Genomic DNA, 17,894 nt, shown 5'->3' on the forward strand with positions numbered 1-17,894 from the left:
GGTTAGGCCTTTGTTACATGAGAGGGCGGCAGCCGGTGCAGCGGGACAAACCCCGGCAGCAGCGCCAGCAGGCGCGTGCGGATTTTCTCCCACCGCGCGCCGAGGAAAAGCAGCACGACACCGAGGAAGAACACGGTGAACACCGCGCCATCCCCTTCGAAGATCGTGGCGGTCAGGATCACGGTGTAGCCGATGGCGGCGATCAGGAACGAGCGTCGGTCGATGATGATGGCAACCAGCGCAAAGAGGGTCAGCACGGCAACCAGCGCAGTGTTGGACCAGCTTTCCTCGCGGTCGAGCAGCGTGAGCGCGATGGTGTTCACGAGCGCCGGGGCCGCGACCACATGCAGCCAGAAGCCATTGGCCGCGCGGCGGGTGACCCGGTGCGGGTCGGACATATCGAACGTCATGGCCACGCCAAAGACCACGAGGCCAAGCGCCAGTGTGATCCAGGCGAAGGGGCCACCCGCCGAGAGCAGGAAGAGGTCTTCAATCGACTGTGGCGAGCCGCTGCTGTTCCCTGCGATTATAATGGCCACGCCAAAGGCCCCCAACGCGATCAGCGCTAGGGCAAAAGGCACGCGGAAGCGAAACCAGAAGATGAACAGCGCCAGCGTGGCAAGGGCAAAGGGCATCGGCAAGCTGCTGTTGTCGCCCTGCGCTACCATAAACAGTTCGGAAAAGGCCCCTGCCAGCCCGTAGGCGGCATTTGCCGCGAAGAGCACGGCGAGCGCAATGGCTGGCGCAACCATGCGGCGGCGGCGGATGAAGTATTCCGACAGTGTCCAGAGCGCGACCGCCCCGGCGACACTTGAGTACATCAGCGTATCGCGGATTTGGAGCGGGTCCTGCGCGATCCAGAAGGTCACGATGCCGATCCAGCCCATGGCCAGAATGCTGAGGCCCACGACGATGAAAATCTCGTTGAACCCTTTGAAAAGCTCAAAAGGTTCATCACCAGGTGCAAGGTTCTCGCGCGCACCGCTGCGGCTGTGCGCGAGGCTGACGAGCGCCGCCGCTTGAGCCTCCGTCACGATACCGGCGCTGACGGAAGCGCGGAGATCGTCACGGTCGATCATGCAGAGATGCTCTCCACCGTGAGATTGCCGTTGGTGTAAACGCAGATGTCGGCCGCAATGGCCATGGCGTCGCGCGCCACCTGCTCGGCGGAGCGGTCCCCGTCCATCATCCCGCGTGCTGCGGCCAACGCGTAGTTCCCGCCCGACCCGATAGCGGCCACATTGTGCTCGGGCTCCAGCACGTCACCTGCGCCGGTGATGACCAGAAGGTCGTTCCCGTCGGTCACGATCAGCATCGCTTCGAGCTTTTGCAGGTATTTGTCGGTGCGCCAGTCCTTGGCCAGCTCGACACTGGCGCGGGCCAACTGCCCGGGCGTTGCCTCCAGCTTGGCCTCCAGCCGTTCAAGCAGCGTGAAGGCATCGGCGGTGGACCCGGCAAAGCCTGCCACCACGTCAAACCCACCGGGGCTGAGCCTGCGCACCTTGCGCGCCGTGCCCTTGATGACCGTCTGGCCCAACGACACCTGCCCGTCACCGGCGATCACAACTTCACCAGCCTTTTTCACACCGATGATCGTGGTCCCGTGCCATCCGGGAAACTCGTCCTGCGCCATGTGGGCCTCCTTTGTCGTGCTGCTCTATATGGCGCGCAGGCTCGGGGGCTACAAGGTCCGGTGTCTGCCGCGCACAAACAACAAAGGGCGCCCGGATGAGGCGCCCTCTCTGTCTGTTCGATGGATTTGATCAGATCGCGTCTTCGATCCAGCTTTGCAGGGCCGCCTTGGGCCGTGCGCCCGCCATGTTGGAGACAACCTGCCCGTCTTTGAAGATGAAGAGCGCCGGAATGCCCCGCACACCCATTTGTGCGGGCGAGTTCGGGTTCTCATCGACGTTCACTTTCACGATCTTTACCTTGCCGTTCATCTCGTCCGACAGCTCTTCGAGCGAGGGGCCGATCTGCTTGCAGGGGCCACACCACTCTGCCCAGAAATCAACAACAACGGGGATGTCGGAATTCTTCACTTCGGCGTCGAATGTCGCGTCGGTTACAGCAAGGGTGGCCATGGTGATCTCCTGACAGGCTATGCTTGGACGGTGAACCTAGGGAGCGGGTGCAGCGGCGTCAAGATCTTGCGCGCGTTCAAGTGCAGTTGTCACGATATCGTGCGGCAGCGGCATAAGCGCACGGGCATGTGTCCAGAGGATCGCCGTTTCGATCCGGTGCCGCGGATAAATCTCCGCCAGCATATGGGCATAGGCACCCATCTGGCGCAGCAGGCCTTCGGGGCAGTCCTCCGGGCGCGAAGGGACTGCGCGGTTGGTCTTGAAATCCACGGCCAGCACGCTGTCGGGGCGGATGATCAGCCAGTCGATTGTGCCCGAGAGACGCGCCTCGCGCCACGGGGCGGACAGGCTGACCTCGGCCAAGGCCTCCTCGTTGAACAACCGCGCCAGTGCGGGTGTTTTCACAACTTCGGTGGCCTCGGCAAAAGCTTCCGCCTGATCGGGTGTCTGAAAACGGTGCCAATCCGACGGATCGGTGCCGCTCAGTACTTCAAGATAGTGATGCACAGCGCTGCCATAGGCTTTGGCTGTCTCTTCATCCCGGCCACTGTCGCCGGGCAACGCCTTTGCGCCGCCAAGCTCCGTTGGCGCGATAACAAGGGTCGGGTCTGGAGGCGGTGGCGCCTTGCGGTTGAACAACGGGTCAAGCGCTGCTGTGGGCGGTTTGGTCGAGGGTTGCGCAAGCAGGGGAAGATCCTCCCAATCTCCATGTGCGTGGCGCCGGATGTCGAGCCCCTGAAACCTCAGCTGCTGCGGCCCCAGGGTTTCCACCGCCTGCTCTACAATCTGATAAAAGCTCTCGCCGGTTTTCGACAGATCTCCCGCCGCCGCCACGATCAGCCATTTCTCTGCCCGCGTCAGCGCCACATAGAGCAGGCGCATCCGCTCCTCGAATTGCGCGGTTTTCATCTCGTCGATGCGGTCGGACATGGCGGGGGGCATCTCTGCGCTGCGTGTCTTCCACAGGGGCTGACCCTCGACTTGCACAATCTCATCGCGGATCTGGATGTCGCGCTTGCCCATGTCCGGCAAGATCACGATGGGCGCCTCCAGCCCCTTGGCGCCGTGGATCGTCATGACGCGGATCTGGTCCGACGCGCTGTCGATCTGCCGTTTGATCTCCAGATCATCTGTCTCCATCCAGACCAGGAAGCCGGTGAGGCTTGGCACTGCGGTGCGTTCATAGGCCAGCGCCTGGGAGAGCAGGGCGTTGATGCCGTCTTCCGCCTCGCGCCCCAGCCGCGCGAGCAGCCGTTTGCGCCCACCATGCCGGGTCAGAACCCGTTCGATCAGGTCGTAGGGGCGCAGGAAATCCACATTGGCGCGCAGATCGTTCAGTACCGCCAGTGTGTCGCCATAAACCTCGGGCTGGCCGCGCAACGCTTGCCACAGATGGTCTTCAGCGCGGCCATGCGCCAGATCAAACAGCTGCTTTTCGCTCCAACCGAAAAGCGGCGAGCGCAGAGCCGTGGCTAATGACAGGCTGTCTTCGGCCACCGCGAGGAAAGACAGCAAGGCCGCCAGATCGCGCACCGCCAATTCACCGCCCACCTTCAACCGGTCCGCCCCGGCGATGGGCAGGTCATGCGCTTTGCAGGCGCGGATGATCTCGGCAAAGAGGTCCGAGCGGCGCTGCACAAGGATCAGGAAATCGCCCGCTTGCACCGGGCGCTTTGCGGGGCCATCCGGGCCATCGACCGGAATGGTCGCGCCGGTGTCGATCATCTGGCGGATCTGGCTGGCGATCTGCTGGGCCAGGAGAACCATGTGGTGCTGCGGGCTCTTGCGGTCGAGCGGGTCGTACCACGGGCGTTCTTCCGCCTCGGGCCGCTTGTCGAGCACGGGCCAGAGGTCCACCCGGCCGGGCAGCGCGGATTTGAAGGCGATGTGGCGGTTCTCCGCATCGAACCCGGCGTCTGACTGTGTCTCGAACGCTGCATCGACCACATCCAGCACGGCGGGCGACGACCGGAAGGAATAGGCCAGCGAGAGGCTTTGGAACCGCTGTTCCACCGCCTCGATCTTGGTTTTGAACTCCGCATGCATCCGGTCGAACTCGCGCGGATCCGCGCCCTGAAAGGAATAGATCGACTGTTTTTTGTCCCCGACCACAAAGAGCGTGCGCGCCACGTCTTCGCGCGCGCCCTGCCCGCTGGAAAATTCCGCCGCCAGCTTGCGGATCACATCCCATTGCGTTGGGCTTGTGTCTTGCGCCTCGTCGACAAGGATGTGGTCGATGCCGCCGTCGATGCGGAAGAGCACCCAGGCTGCCACCGCCGGGTCGGTCAGCAGGTCGCGGGCCTTCAGGATCAGATCATCGAAATCCAGCCAGCCGCGCAGGAGCTTTTGCTCCTCGTAAAGCGCCACAAACCGGCGGGCAAAGCGGTGCAGGGCGAGGCTCTTGCGCGCGGCGGCAAGCCCAAGCCGCGCCGCGCGGGCGTCTTCCACCCGGCGCATGAAGTCATCAAGGGCGGGCACATAGGCGCCGAGTACCGCCTGTGTCGCCTTGGTTGGGAAACTGCCGATCTTGGCAGAGAACGGGGATTTTGTAGAGGGGCCGGTGAGGAACACAGCCTCCAACCCCGGCAACGCGCCATAGCCGAGCGGCCCCAAGGCCATCAGTTTCTCAGCCGCCTTGGCGTCATTGCCGCCCTTGTCGCGCAGTGCAGGCAGGATGGCCGTGATCAGATCCGTCTCATCGCCTTGGAACACCGCGCGCTCAATGTTGGCCTCGGACAGATCGGCAGGCTGGTCGAACAGCGCCAGCAGATCCGCCAGCGTCACGTCCTGCGCAAACCGGGTGCGATGCTGGATTATTGTACGCATCAGGTCGCCGACATCCTGCCCGGTGGCAAAACGCGCGATGTCGGCAATCAGGCCTGCATCTGCGCCTTCGGCCATTTGGTCGACAATCTCAGCGCGCAAGAGATCTGCGGCGCGGTCTTCGATTTCGGTGAACTGCGGGCTGACCCGCGCTTCGAGCGGAAAGCGGCGCAAGAGCGCGGCGCAGAACGAGTGGATCGTCTGGATCTTCAGCCCACCGGGCGTCTCAATGGCGCGGGCGAAGAGCGTGCGCGCCTCGCGCAATCGCGTATTTTCGATGTCGCCTTCGATGCCCAACTCGTGCAGCGAGGCGCGCAGCTCTGCCTCCGGCAGCATGGCCCAGGCGCCAAGGCGGCGGAACAGCCGGTTCTGCATCTCTGACGCCGCGGCCTTGGTGTAGGTCAGGCAGAGGATGTGATGCGGCTGCACCCCGTCGAGCAGCAGGCGCGCCACCCGGTCGGTCAGCACGCGGGTCTTGCCCGATCCGGCGTTGGCCGCGAGCCAGGTGGAGGCATCGGGCCGCGCGGCGCGGACCTGCGCTTCGGTTGCGTCGTCGCGCGGGGTCATGACAGATCCTCCGGTACCGGGTGGTCCGCCGCATCCCATTCGCCAAAACGTGCCAGCTGGTCATAGTCGCTGGCGATCTTGTCTTCTTCCATCATGCGCCGCGCGGTAAAGCCCTGCCCGGGCGCGAGATAGGCCAAGATCAGCGCGCGCAGATTGTCCAGCACCTCAACCGGCGGCTCCTTGTGCAACGGCGCTGCGACCTCTTCCGGGTCTGCGCCGAGGCCGATGAACACCGCCTGCCTGACCGCGCTGGGACCGACCGCGTCGAAGGCACCCTCCTCAATCATCGCTGCTTCGATCAGCAGTTGCTTGTCAAAGCGGGTCTGCTGTTTCAGCGTCGGTGGCTTGCCGGTCTTGTAGTCGTAAAGGATCGCGCTGCCGTCTTCTGTAACGTCGATACGATCTGCCCGTGCACTGAGGGTGAAACCCAGCTCAGGCCAAACCAGTTTGCCCTTGGCCTCACCTTCAAAGGCAATCGGCGTTGCCATACGTCTCCGTATGGTTTCACGTTCCACAAACCATGGGGCGATCTTTTCGATCCGCGCCAGCCAGAGCGCCCGAGCGGTGGGCCAAGGCACCTCCTCAGTCATGACCGTGTGTGCGATGTGCATCAAATGATTTGTCGTGAGACTGCTCAGATCGACCACCGTATCGCGAATGAAGCGCTCCAGAATGTCATGGGCCAGCGTGCCCCGCATCAGCGCGTCGGGGCTTTGTACCAAAGGCCCGAACGGAGACAGCTTCAGCACGTGCCGCGCGTAGATGGCATAGGGATCGCGGATCAGCCGCTTGATGTCCGTGACCGAAAGCGCACGGGGTCGAGCAGCCACGGGCGGCATCGGCGACGGGCGCGGGGCGGCGGGCGTCGCTTCGACCTGCTCGAAAGCTGCGGCCCTTGCCAACCACGCGCGCCCCCGGGCCAGCATGGCATTCAGCGCATCCGGGCCGCCCTGCGCGGGCAGCCCGTCCAGCAGGTTGCGCAACCGGTTCAGCCAGCGCGAGACCACCGTTTCCGCGTCATCGGAGCGGATTGAACGGGTCAGCCAAACGTCCCTGGCCCCGATGGCCTGTTGGTAGTCATGGGCCGAGAGACCAATGCGCCGTTCGGGTAACAAAAGCCCGGCTTGATGCCGCAGGGCGCGGTTCAGCCAGGGGTCGGGCTTTGGCGCCTCAGGCCAGCTGCCCTCGTTCAGACCGGCAAGGATGACCAGATCAGCGCCCTGCACCCGCGCCTCCAGCGTGCCCCAGATCATGATGCTTGGGTGGGGCGCGTCGCGGTCACGCACCTCTTCACCGGACAACAGCGCACCGACAAGATCAGCGTAGTCGCGGGCTGACATGGCAGGCCCGAAAGCGGCCTGATCCTTGAGCCCTTGCATGACAGCCAGCGCCTTCTGCCCCGCCTTTTTCTTCCAAAGTTCACCGGGGGCCGTGCCACCCGGCCCCGCCGCGATGCTTTCGGCCAAGATGATATGCAGCTCTACCCAGTCCTGCAGCGGCTGGTTTGCTCGCTCGTTCCCGGCAAATGTCTGCCCGACCCATGCAGCCCAGTCCAGAAGTGCTGCTTGCCCCGCATCATCAGCAACAGAGCTTTGCAGCAGCTCCACCAGCCCTCGCGCATCGGGATACGGCAGCCCGCGGGCCCGGATGCGCAATTCCAGCCGTTGGGTGTTCAGAACATGTGGGCCCCGGTCCGTCTCGCTGTGGGTCAACGGGTGTTTGAGCAAGGTCAGGAGGGCTTCAGCATCCAGACGCCGGGTGAAGAGATGCGCGACATGCCTTAGAAACCGCCCTGGCGGCGAGAGATGCAGGGGCGTTCCGGCGGAATCGTCCGGCAGGATATCCCATTGGTCCAGCGCGGCCGTGACCTGCCGGGTCAGTGTTCGATCGGGGGTAATCAGGGCGGCAGTCTCGCCCGTTTCCGCCGCCTGGCGCAGGCGCAACGCAATCGCGAGCGCCTCGTCTCTCGGACTGGGCGCATCCAGCAAGGTGACACCTGCTGTGGCGTCGGCGAGGCCGCTCAGCCGTGGCCCTTCGATCAGCCAGGCGTCTGTCACCGGGGCCGGGCGCAGCGACAAAGACACCAGCGCGTTGCGTTCAGGCGATGGCGCGCGCGTGTCGTGCCAGTTGCGCACGTCCGTTGGCCGCAGCCCGAGGGCCGTGATGACCTTGTGAAACCGGTACTGCGGATGATCCTCCGAGGTCAGCGCTTCATCCAGCTGATCCCAGACGCCAATCGGCATGTCGAAATCGAAGCCGGGCAGGATCAGCCCTCCCTGCGGCAGCGTCGCGACCGCCTGCATCAGCAGCATCGTGGTTCCGCGTGATCCGGTGGAGCCCGCAATCAGGATCGGATCTGCAGGGGGGGCGTCGGCCCATCTCTGCGCCAGCGCGATGACCATGCTTCGCTGCCGCGCTTCCTGGTCGGGCGGGGTGTCGCTCTGATCGAGATAGCCCTGTGCAATGCGGATGAATTGCAAGGCGCGCTGCCAGTGTCCCGACTGGTCGGTCACGTCCAGATTGGCGATGGTCTGCGCGCTCACGCCTTCGCCTTGCATCTCGTCCAGCAGCGCGGCCAGACTGTCGGTCAATGCATAAAGAGAGGATTGTGGGGCAAGCTCCACTTGTTGTTCCAGCAGTCGGGCGACCAGTGCAATCAGATCCAGCCGTCGCCGCAGCGCCGGGATGGCCGGAGGCCCTGCCACTGTCGGGTCCAGTTTGTCCAACTCGGTCAGCAGGCGAATGCGCGGCATGAAACCGGCATCTCCTTGCTCGAACAGCTGCCGCAGTCGCCGCTGCATCCGGCGCGTGTTCACGATCAGATGGACCCGCGCCATGGCCTCGGGTGAGCGGTCTGCCATGCGGGCGATCAGGCCTGCCGTCAACGCTTTGGGAAAGTCAACGCCGGGCGCGAGGCCAAAGACCCGGGGTTCTTCGCTTTGCTCAAACATCGCGGCGGGCCAACAGCGCTTCGGCCTTGGCGATACCGGCCGGTTGGCCGACGTCACACCATTTGCCGGGGTATGGAACGCCAAAGAGCCGCCTGTCCTGCCCCATCAGATCCCAGATGCGGTTGAGCGAGAACGCGGCTTCGTCGATGTCCTGCAGCCGGTTGGTCTTGATGATCTGGGTGCCGCCATAGACATGGCCCGCACCACGGCGCAGCGTGCCCGCCTCACCCAAGGCGAAGTCACCTGCGCCATCGTAGCAATGGGTTTGCGCGACCGGCACGCAGATCAGCAGCGCGTCCATCCGCGTTGGATCCCAGGCGGCGCGCAGCACGTCCAGCGGATTGGGACCGCGCCAGATCACATCGGGGTTCATGGTGAAAACCGGACCATCGCCCAAGAGCGGCAAAGCGTTGCGCAGCCCGCCGCCCGTGTCGAGAATATCCGGCATCTCCAGCAGGGTGGTCACACCCCTGGCCCGCAGATGCGCCTCCAGCGCCGCAGGTTTATAGTGCAGATTGGCGACAACCCTGTCCGGGGCGATCCCTGTGATCCGCTCCAGCGCGTGATCGATCAAAGGGCGGCCCGCCACCTCGATCATCGGTTTTGGCCGGTCGTCGGTCAGCGGTCGCATGCGGGTCCCGAACCCAGCCGCAAACAGCATCAGCGATTGGGGCAGGTCGCGCATTGCTCTCTCAGTTCTGTCAAAATATCAGCTGCCGGGCGGGGCAGCGTCTGTGCGATCTCCACTGCTAGTTCATGCAGGGCTGGATGGTTGAGATTGCGCTCAATATGCCGCCAGACGCGCGGGATCATGTCGATGTAATGCGCCTTTCCGTCCCGCAGGCACAGGCGCGCGAATATGCCGATGATGCGTAGGTTTCGCTGGGTGCCCAACACGGCGTATGCGGTTCTGAAGGTCTCCGCATCCTGTCCAGTCTGCTCCAGATAGCGGTGGATCATGGTCGCTTCCATGTCAGATGATACATCCCGCCGCGCGTCCTGTAGCAGCGAGACAAGGTCATAGGCCCGGTGGCCTTGCAGCGCATCCTGGAAATCCAGCAGACCCACGCACGCCGGGCCATCGCGATCCGGCAGCCAGAGCAGGTTTTCGGAGTGATAATCCCTCTGGATCAGAACACGCGGTTGCGCATCCAGCGGCTCCAACAGGGCGCGCAAAATGCCCCGAACACGGGCCTTTGCCGCCATGTCCACAGCACCCGTCGCGCCGAACTGATACCAGTCGAAGGCCGGGGCGATCCATTCGGCGGCTTGCGTGGCGTCGAAGATTGGCAAGGGGGGTGGAGTGGTCTTGTGCAGGTGGGTCAGAACATCGACCGCCGCGGCGTAAAGCTGCGGCTCAAGCACCGGGTCTGTTTCCATCAGCCGGGCAAAGAGGTCATCCCCGAGGTCCTCCAACAGCAGGAATCCGCGCGTGTCGTCCTGCGCCATGATCTGCGGTGCGCTCAGACCCAGCCCAAGCAAATGTCGTGCGATCCGCGCAAAGGGGCGCACGTCCTCTCCGGTTTCAGGGGGTGCATCCATGAGAATGGCACGCGCGCCTGCTTTGCCCGTCAACCGGTCGTAGCGCCTCTTTGACGCATCCCCGGCCAAAGGCGAGTATCTCGCCGCGCCCCAACCAGCCTGTGTCAGGAAACTGTCCAGCATGGCCGCGCGCGTCTTCATGCGAGGATCGCTCCGAGCCTGTCGCGCCAGACCGCTGTAGAGGTCAACCGCAGCACGCGCGCCTGATCGTGTTGCCCGGCGTCGAGGTGAATGGAGAGCGCATCCTGGGGTCGCAGCGGGCCAAGCCGGTCCGGCCACTCAACGAGGCAGATGGCGGTCTCGAATGCCTCTGCCAGCCCCAGTTCCTCCACCTCCGTATCATCGGTCAGCCGGTAAAGGTCTGCATGCCACAACGGCCCCTGACGGGTGTCGTAGGTCTGCACGATGGTGAAGGTCGGCGAGGGCACGTCTTCAGGGACAACCAGGATCGACTGGATCAGATGCCGGGCGAGATGAGTCTTCCCTGCACCCACATCACCGGTCAAAAGTACGGTGTCGCCGGGTCGCAACAGCGGGCCAAGCCGGGCCGCAAAAGCCGCAGTTGCATCACTGCTGTGCATGTCGAAATTAAGACTGTCGGCGCCCATGTCCCATGCTTACCGCCTGCACAGGGCGCTGCAAGGGGGGAATGGCTTGTGGTCAGGCGGTGCGGCGGACGCGATCCTGCGGTTTCTGATCTGCTGTCTGACGATCCAGCTGTACGACAAAGCGCACAACCGTTGCACCGGAGGCGATGCGGGAGACGGTGCAGGTCAGGCGCGTGCCCGCGTTCAGCGTGGCGGGCATGTCCCAGGTTGTCCGCTCCCCAAAGCCACGGACAAAGTCAGTCAGTGCGGCCCAGCGTGCACCCGGTTTGCACTGTTTTTTCCATTCATCGACCGAGTCCCCGATTGTCACATCGGCAAAGCTGTTGTCCGGATCCAGACCCCAAAGCTCCCGATAGGCCAGGTTGCAGAAGGTCAGCACACCGGTTGATGAAAACACGACCAAGGCTTCGTTGAACGTATCCATCAGCGATTGGCCAAGCTCCAGTTCCGCGCGGAAATTCCGCGTCAGCGACACTTCGGCGCTGATGTCCTCGATCAGAAAGGCAACGGCGCCGTCCGGATGCGGACGCCCGCGTACCCGATACGTCTGGCCGGTCTCCAGTGTCCAGGTTTCCTGATACCGGCCATCGGTGGCCGCCGCGATGACCTCGGAGATTTCCTGGCGCCAGGAGTGATAGTTCTTGGGCTCCGGCATCCGGCGGTTTTCCCGCATGCGGTCAAAGAATGACAGCAAGGTCGGCCGCCCGCTGAGAAAGTCGGCTGGCAGATCCGTCAGGTCGATAAGTGCCGGGTTGAACAGCGCCAATTGTCCGTTCCTGTCAAAAATCGCCAATCCGATGGACAGATGCGCGAAGGTCTTGGCCAGGGTCTGCACAAAGTTGCGCTGGGCGGCTTCTGATTTCACAACGGCATTCACATCAACGGCATGAAAGATCGTGATATCACCGACCGTCACCGCGTTGACATCATACCAGTCCTTTTTGCCGCCAATCGCGGATTTGGTTGATACCCGCTGGCGGCCGGTCTTTTCATTAAGCGTGTCCGAGACCTCAAACACCGGTTTGGTTGGTTGCGGCGCGGTGTTGTGTAACCGAACGTAAAGATCTTCATAAGCCGCGTTGTGCCAGGTGACCTGGCCGGCGGAGTCCACCTGCCAGACCGCGTGTGGTGTGGTGTCGCTGGCGCGTCTCAGATCCGCCAGCTCTCGGTGCAGCGCACGCAGCTTTTGCGACTGGGCCGCATCGACCATCCGGTCGTCGTCAATGTGGATTTTTGTGAACTGCCCGCGGCTGGTCAGGGTCAGTGTTGCGGTGTCCTCCGCATGCCGCGCCGGTATGATCAGATCGCCTGTCTGGTTCGGCAGAGGGCGTTCCGGCAGGCTGGGAAATCTGTTGAGAAGCCGCGCACGCCATGTGCTCCAGTCATCCTGCCCTGGGACAAGCCGGTAGAGCTGCTGGGCCGTGTCCGATGCGTGATGCAGGTTTTCCTGTTCAAACAGGAAAGAGATATTGTCTGCGCGACCCGGGGCACCGGACATCGGAAGGCGCCGAGGCCTGATTGACGATGCGCGCGCAATCCAGACGAGCGCTGCGACCGTGCTCAGCCCGGTTGCAACAATAATGGCCGCGATGTCCCAAAAAGGCATACGACAAATGATCCTCAGACTCTGATGAAACGCGTCTTTACTATCTGCGTACGTAGGTTAATAGCGAGTTAACCCGTCGGTCCATCAGGCGGTTATCGGCTTGTTTTCCGTTTGATTGACCATCAGACCGCTTGTTCTTGCGTCAATTTTCTCCCTGCTCCACACGACCTGGACAACAGCGCCGAAATAGGTCGCGGCGGTGGCCTGTGGCTCGGCCGGGTCCCGACCGTTGGCAAACCGCAACTCTGCACCTGACCGCTCAAGCAGGGTTTTGGCGATAAAAAGGCCCAGCCCCATGCCTTCGTACCCGGGTCTGAGCCCGCGCCCCGGCGGCATGGCGCGCCGGTTCATGAAGGGATCCCCTATGCGTCCAAGAAGATGTGGCGGGAAGCCCCGGCCATCATCCATGATCCGCAGGGAGACCTCGGTCTCGGTCCAGTTGGCCTCGATCCAGACGTCGTGCTCGGCAAAATCGACCGCATTCTGGATCAGGTTTCGCAGGCCATGGATGATCTCCGGTTTGCGCTGGATGGCGGGTTGCCGCTGGGGATCCTCCAGATGATGGAAATGCACGGTCTTGCCTCGGCCCATATGCGGCTCGGCGGCTTCTTCCACCACCGCCATCAGCGGGGCCTGCCGCATGTGCAGGTCGTCTTTGCCCGCGCGGCCCATATCCCGCAGGATATCGCGGCAGCGATCTGCCTGCTCGCGGATCAGGGCCGCATCCTCGCGCAGTTCGGGGCGGTCAGCCAGCTCCTCGATCAGCTCTCCGCTGGCCAGCTTGATCGTGGCCAGTGGTGTGCCCAGCTCATGCGCGGCGGCTGCGACAACGCCGCCCAGATCCGTCAGCTTTTGTTCACGGGCCAGCGCCATCTGCGTCGCTGCCAAAGCGTCGGACATGGAGTGGATCTCGGAGGTTACCCGGACCGAATAGGCGCTGATAAAGACAATCGCGATGATCAGTGCAATCCAGTTGCCAAAGACGAAGAGCGGGGGAAATTCCAGGATCAGGCCGGTCTCCGTCTGCAGTGGCAGATGGATTTGCGACAGGATCGACACCATCAGAATAGCGGTGCTGCCCAGCAGGACCGTTGATCGCAGGGTAAGAACCGCCGCTGAAATCGTGACCGGCCCCAGCATCAGCAGCGCAAAGGGGTTGTGCAGACCACCTGTCAGAAAGAGCAGCACGCTCAGCTGCAACAGGTCAAAGAGAACCATGAGCATGTTCTCCCCTTCGCTCAGCCGTTTGTTTTCGGGGAAGATGAAGATGGCCACCAGATTGGCGATCACCGAGGCTCCGATCACCATATAGCACAGGCCCAGCTCCAGCTTGAGGCCGTACCAATGCTGCCCAACGATGATCGCGGTGAGCTGGCCGGCAATGGCGAACCACCTGAGCAGGATCATTGTGCGCAGCCGGATCCAGTTGGCGCGCGTGTCACCGCCAAGAGGTCTGACGTTGCTTTCCGGCATCGGTCTCACCACATATTGAGTTGCACAGATGTCGCAGGACGGTAGGACTGCGAGGTGATAAGACCACCCTATATCATGACAGGAGACGCGACACCCATGCGCTATATCGCAACCCTCGCCGCCATCGCAATTGCGGGTCTTCTTGGTGGGATCTGGTTTGCAACTCAACCATCTGGTGGTGAAGACGCCTTTGCCCAATGCAGCGCAAGCCAGGTCGCCGGCGGTACTGCCAGTATTGGCGGCCCGTTCGAGCTGGTGAACGCTGCAGGTGAGACGGTCACGGACAAAGACGTCATCACCGAGCCCGCGTTGATCTACTTTGGTTATACTTTCTGCCCTGACGTCTGCCCAATTGACACGGCGCGCAACGCGGTCGCCGTGGATGTTCTGGCCGAGCGCAACATCTCGGTCACACCAATGTTCATTTCCATCGACCCCAAGCGGGATACACCGGATGTGGTGGGTGACTTTGCAGCCAACCTGCATGAGCGGATGATTGGCCTCACGGGCTCGCCAGAACAGGTCAAGGCGGCGAGCGAGGCCTATCGGACCTACTACAAGGCGCATGACAGCGGGGACGACTATTATCTCGTCGACCATTCAACATTCAGCTATCTGGTTCTGCCGGAGCAGGGGTTCGTAGAATTCTTCCGTCGTGAGGCCACAGCCGAGGATATCGCTGAGGCGGTGGCCTGTTTTGTGGAGAACAGCCCGGCTTCCTGAGACGATCATCGCAGCGCCAAAGTTCACCTGATCAGGGCAACCGCAACGGGTGAGGCTGCCATATCTCCAGGATCAGTTGGTGCGGCACACAGGCGCAAACTGTCGCAGTGTTTGACGGGTGTACCTCTCTGCCACATATAGGTGGTGCAACGAATATGCTGCAAGAAAGGCGCCCCATGCAAACTGCTGCGCACCTGAACCCGGATGAAGACAACAGCCTGTTGCTGGTTGACGATGATGAACCGTTTCTGCGCAGGCTCGCCAAGGCCATGGAAAAGCGCGGGTTTTCAGTTGAGACAGCGGATTCCGTTGCCGCAGGAACGGCCATCGCGACGGCTCGCCCGCCTGCCTATGCCGTTGTGGATTTGCGGTTGGAAGATGGAAACGGTCTCGATGTTGTTGAGGTGCTTCGGGAAAAGCGTGACGATGTGCGGGTTGTCGTGCTGACTGGCTATGGCGCAATTGCCACGGCGGTGGCCGCGGTGAAGATTGGCGCAACCGACTACCTGTCGAAGCCAGCTGACGCGGCGGATATCGTGAACGCGCTTCTCGCGCGAGGTGATGACCTTCCACCTCCGCCTGAAAATCCAATGAGTGCCGACCGGGTGCGTTGGGAACACATTCAGCGCGTGTTCGAACTCTGCGACCGGAATGTCAGCGAAACGGCGCGACGCCTGAACATGCACCGCCGCACGCTTCAGCGCATTCTGGCAAAACGGTCACCAAGGTGATCTGTTGGGAGGGGTCGGCCTGAAAGCCCACCCTACCTGCCAGCACAGACGGCGCACCCAGCAGGTGCGGTGGGCTTTCAGGCCACCGCATAGCTCTCAAATATCGTAGCGCTTGCTGATCTTGTCCACGACCTGCCCGCTATCCAGCACGACACCCTCATCGAAATGCCAGTCCCGAAAACCCCGGCTCTGGTAGTAGGTCAACCCACCTTCATTGTCGGCGCGTATGGTCGCGTTGATCCAGACATATCCAAGTTGGCGTGCTGCATCGGAGGTTTTCTTGAACAGCGCGGAACCGATACCAAGACCAGTTTGACCCACCCGAACAAAGGTGGCGATATCGGCGGCGTCAGGGGGTAGATCGGCATGTGGCGCGATCCATTGAAAGCCGAGCACGACCTCGCGTGCGTCAACAGCCACATGCCAGGCCGAGCGGTCAGATGCGCTGGCCATCCTGTCAGTCAGGTCATCAGCCGTGACGGGGCGGGTCAGCGCTGTGGTTCCTCCGATCCCGATGATTTCGTTCAACAGCTGCGCCATCGAACCCGCATCGAGCACCATGGCTTTGCGCACCTCAATCATACGATCTCTTTCAACAAGGCCGCGTGCCGGTCCGTGAAGGCGCTGCGGGTCTCGACCGGTGGCCGCAGCACAATCTTTAGAGCCTCGATCTTCGTGAGATCGGGTTTGCCGAAAAAGCGGTTCGCCTCAGTTTCCGAAAACCCGGCGATCTGTGTTGCCTCCATCCAGGCGCTGATGCGGTCGGCTTTCTTGATCTGGCGTTTGATCTTGTCCGGGATTGCGGCGGGCAGGCCAAAGCGCAGGTGAATTGCAGCAGCAAGCCGTTGATCGAGCGCGCCATATCCCGGGCCGACCGCCTCTTTCACGGGTGAGATCATGTCGCCGATCACGTACTCTGGCGCGTCGTGCAGCAAGGCAGCCAGGCGCCATCGCGCCGGTGCCGCCGGGACAAGTCGCGCAAACAGGGTTTCGACCAAAAGGGAGTGCTCTGCCACCGAATAGGCGTGATCACCATGTGTCTGCCCGTTCCAACGCGCCACAAAGGCCAGACCGTGGGCAATATCTTCAATCTCGATATCCATCGGCGTTGGATCGAGAAGATCCAGCCGCCGTCCGGACAGCATCCTCTGCCAGGCGCGTTTCGGTTTGGCCATGGGGTCCACTCAGTTCGATGTGCCAGCCCGAAGCGTGTCCGGGCCTCCCTCTTTTGGACCGATCCTGCAGAAATGAAAAGCGGCTTGCCAGCGCAGTGTTGCCAGGCTTTACAGACTGTTCAGCTTGTCGCAGCCTGCCGGATTGTATCAGCCAGGCGAGAGTGCTATCTGCGGGCGAAATTCACCGATAGGACATATACGATGACTTCGGACTATATTGTAAAAGATATCTCACTGGCGGCATTCGGGCGCAAGGAACTGGACATTGCGGAAACCGAAATGCCGGGCCTGATGGCGCTGCGCGAGGAATATGGCGACAGCAAGCCGTTGAAAGGCGCGCGGATCGTGGGCTCGCTGCATATGACCATCCAAACGGCCGTGCTGATCGAAACGCTTGTGGCCCTCGGCGCTGACGTGCGCTGGGCGTCCTGCAATATCTTTTCGACGCAAGACCACGCCGCTGCTGCAATTGCCGAAGGCGGCACGCCGGTCTTTGCCATCAAGGGCCAGTCGTTGGAGGAGCATTGGGACTATCTCGACAAATCCTTCATGTTCGAGGACGGCCCAAACATGATCCTCGACGATGGCGGGGACGCGACGCTCTATGTGCTGCTCGGCGCGCGCGCCGAAGCGGGAGAGGACATCATCCCGGTGCCGACGTCGGAAGAAGAAACCGTGATCAAGGCACAGATTCAGAAGCGCATGGCCGCCTCGCCCGGCTGGTTCACCAAGACCCGTGACCAGATCATTGGTGTCTCGGAAGAGACCACCACCGGCGTACATCGTCTTTATGATCTGGTGAAGCAGGGTCAGCTGCCTTTCCCGGCGATCAACGTGAACGACTCCGTCACCAAGTCGAAGTTCGATAACAAATACGGCTGCAAGGAGTCGTTGGTCGACGGCATCCGCCGCGCCACGGATACGATGATGGCAGGTAAAGTCGCTGTCGTTATGGGCTACGGCGATGTGGGCAAAGGCTCCGCCGCCTCGCTGCGCGGCGCGGGCGCGCGCGTGAAGGTTACCGAGATTGACCCGATCTGCGCACTGCAAGCAGCGATGGACGGCTTTGAGGTGGTTCTGCTCGAAGATGTGGTTGGCACAGCTGACATCTTCATCACCACAACCGGCAACAAGGACGTGATCCGCATCGAGCATATGCGCGAGATGAAGGACATGGCCATCGTCGGCAACATCGGCCACTTCGACAATGAGATCCAGGTCGCTGCGCTCAAAAACCACAAGTGGACAAATATCAAAGAGCAAGTGGACATGATCGAGATGCCAAGTGGCAATCGCCTGATCCTACTCTCCGAAGGCCGTCTGCTGAACCTCGGTAACGCGACTGGCCACCCGTCTTTCGTGATGTCTGCATCCTTCACCAACCAGGTGCTGGCGCAGATCGAGCTCTGGACGAAGGGCGACGAATATAAAAACGACGTCTACATCCTGCCCAAGCACCTGGATGAGAAAGTCGCACGCCTGCACCTCGCGCGTATCGGCGTGAAACTCAGCACATTGGATGCGGATCAGGCGGCTTACATCGGTGTCGCACCCGAGGGTCCGTTCAAGCCGGAACACTATCGCTACTGACACCAAACCTTTGCTAACGCG

Annotated in this window: 15 protein-coding genes; 3 read left to right on the forward strand and 12 right to left on the reverse strand. The window is 62.2% G+C overall.

Going from position 1 to position 17,894, the window contains the following annotated elements; all coding sequences use genetic code 11:
• Positions 1–2 precede the first annotated feature (2 nt).
• The 10 genes from So717_RS05675 to regB form a co-directional block, all read right to left on the reverse strand.
• Positions 3–1,079 (reverse strand): hypothetical protein, encoded by a 1,077-nt coding sequence (locus tag So717_RS05675; protein ID WP_159975242.1) that lies wholly within the window; start codon positions 1,077–1,079, stop codon positions 3–5.
• Positions 1,076–1,633 (reverse strand): ATP-dependent protease subunit HslV, encoded by a 558-nt coding sequence (gene hslV / locus So717_RS05680; RefSeq protein WP_159975243.1) that lies wholly within the window; start codon positions 1,631–1,633, stop codon positions 1,076–1,078. Before hslV ends, So717_RS05675 begins: the two co-directional genes overlap by 4 nt.
• A gap of 130 nt (positions 1,634–1,763) precedes the next feature.
• Positions 1,764–2,084: a thioredoxin gene (gene trxA, locus So717_RS05685; protein ID WP_159975244.1), complete on the reverse strand. Its 321-nt coding sequence runs from the start codon at positions 2,082–2,084 to the stop codon at positions 1,764–1,766.
• Between the two features lie 36 nt (positions 2,085–2,120).
• Positions 2,121–5,474 carry a double-strand break repair helicase AddA gene (gene addA / locus So717_RS05690; RefSeq protein ID WP_159975245.1) on the reverse strand — a complete coding sequence of 1,118 codons (3,354 nt, stop codon included), beginning with the start codon at positions 5,472–5,474 and terminating at the stop codon, positions 2,121–2,123.
• Positions 5,471–8,425, reverse strand: a complete 2,955-nt coding sequence (addB, locus tag So717_RS05695) for a double-strand break repair protein AddB (RefSeq protein ID WP_159975246.1) — start codon at positions 8,423–8,425, stop codon at positions 5,471–5,473. The genes addA and addB overlap by 4 nt, the downstream gene beginning before the upstream one ends.
• On the reverse strand, positions 8,418–9,110 hold the full coding sequence (locus tag So717_RS05700; protein ID WP_159975247.1) for a nucleotidyltransferase family protein: 693 nt from the start codon (positions 9,108–9,110) through the stop codon (positions 8,418–8,420). The genes addB and So717_RS05700 overlap by 8 nt, the downstream gene beginning before the upstream one ends.
• Positions 9,086–10,108 (reverse strand): aminoglycoside phosphotransferase family protein, encoded by a 1,023-nt coding sequence (locus tag So717_RS05705; RefSeq protein WP_159975248.1) that lies wholly within the window; start codon positions 10,106–10,108, stop codon positions 9,086–9,088. The genes So717_RS05700 and So717_RS05705 overlap by 25 nt, the downstream gene beginning before the upstream one ends.
• The gene (gene tsaE, locus So717_RS05710; RefSeq protein WP_159975249.1) at positions 10,105–10,575 is read right to left on the reverse strand and encodes a tRNA (adenosine(37)-N6)-threonylcarbamoyltransferase complex ATPase subunit type 1 TsaE; all 471 of its coding nucleotides are present in this window, start codon (positions 10,573–10,575) and stop codon (positions 10,105–10,107) included. Before tsaE ends, So717_RS05705 begins: the two co-directional genes overlap by 4 nt.
• Positions 10,576–10,627: 52 nt before the next feature.
• On the reverse strand, positions 10,628–12,073 hold the full coding sequence (locus tag So717_RS05715; RefSeq protein ID WP_238840689.1) for a PAS-domain containing protein: 1,446 nt from the start codon (positions 12,071–12,073) through the stop codon (positions 10,628–10,630).
• A gap of 192 nt (positions 12,074–12,265) precedes the next feature.
• A complete protein-coding gene (gene regB, locus So717_RS05720; RefSeq protein WP_159975251.1) occupies positions 12,266–13,654 on the reverse strand; it encodes a sensor histidine kinase RegB in 1,389 nt (462 codons plus the stop codon).
• Positions 13,655–13,750: 96 nt separating this feature from the next.
• Here regB and So717_RS05725 point away from each other — a divergent pair, with 96 nt between their 5' ends.
• Both So717_RS05725 and So717_RS05730 read left to right on the forward strand, forming a co-directional pair.
• The gene (locus tag So717_RS05725; protein WP_159975252.1) at positions 13,751–14,377 is read left to right on the forward strand and encodes an SCO family protein; all 627 of its coding nucleotides are present in this window, start codon (positions 13,751–13,753) and stop codon (positions 14,375–14,377) included.
• A 176-nt stretch (positions 14,378–14,553) separates the two neighbouring features.
• The gene (locus So717_RS05730; RefSeq protein ID WP_159975253.1) at positions 14,554–15,108 is read left to right on the forward strand and encodes an ActR/PrrA/RegA family redox response regulator transcription factor; all 555 of its coding nucleotides are present in this window, start codon (positions 14,554–14,556) and stop codon (positions 15,106–15,108) included.
• A 96-nt stretch (positions 15,109–15,204) separates the two neighbouring features.
• Here the strand turns inward: So717_RS05730 and So717_RS05735 are convergent, their stop codons facing one another.
• The gene (locus tag So717_RS05735) at positions 15,205–15,690 is read right to left on the reverse strand and encodes a GNAT family N-acetyltransferase (RefSeq protein ID WP_159975254.1); all 486 of its coding nucleotides are present in this window, start codon (positions 15,688–15,690) and stop codon (positions 15,205–15,207) included.
• Positions 15,687–16,283, reverse strand: a complete 597-nt coding sequence (locus So717_RS05740) for an HD domain-containing protein (protein WP_159975255.1) — start codon at positions 16,281–16,283, stop codon at positions 15,687–15,689. Before So717_RS05740 ends, So717_RS05735 begins: the two co-directional genes overlap by 4 nt.
• Before the next feature lie 201 nt (positions 16,284–16,484).
• On the opposite strand from So717_RS05740, the gene ahcY reads away from it, so the two are divergent.
• Positions 16,485–17,873 (forward strand): adenosylhomocysteinase, encoded by a 1,389-nt coding sequence (ahcY, locus tag So717_RS05745; protein WP_159975256.1) that lies wholly within the window; start codon positions 16,485–16,487, stop codon positions 17,871–17,873.
• Positions 17,874–17,894: the final 21 nt, after the last annotated feature.

This window comes from Roseobacter cerasinus, from assembly GCF_009811755.1.
GTDB classification, from domain to species: Bacteria; Pseudomonadota; Alphaproteobacteria; order Rhodobacterales; family Rhodobacteraceae; genus Roseobacter; species Roseobacter cerasinus.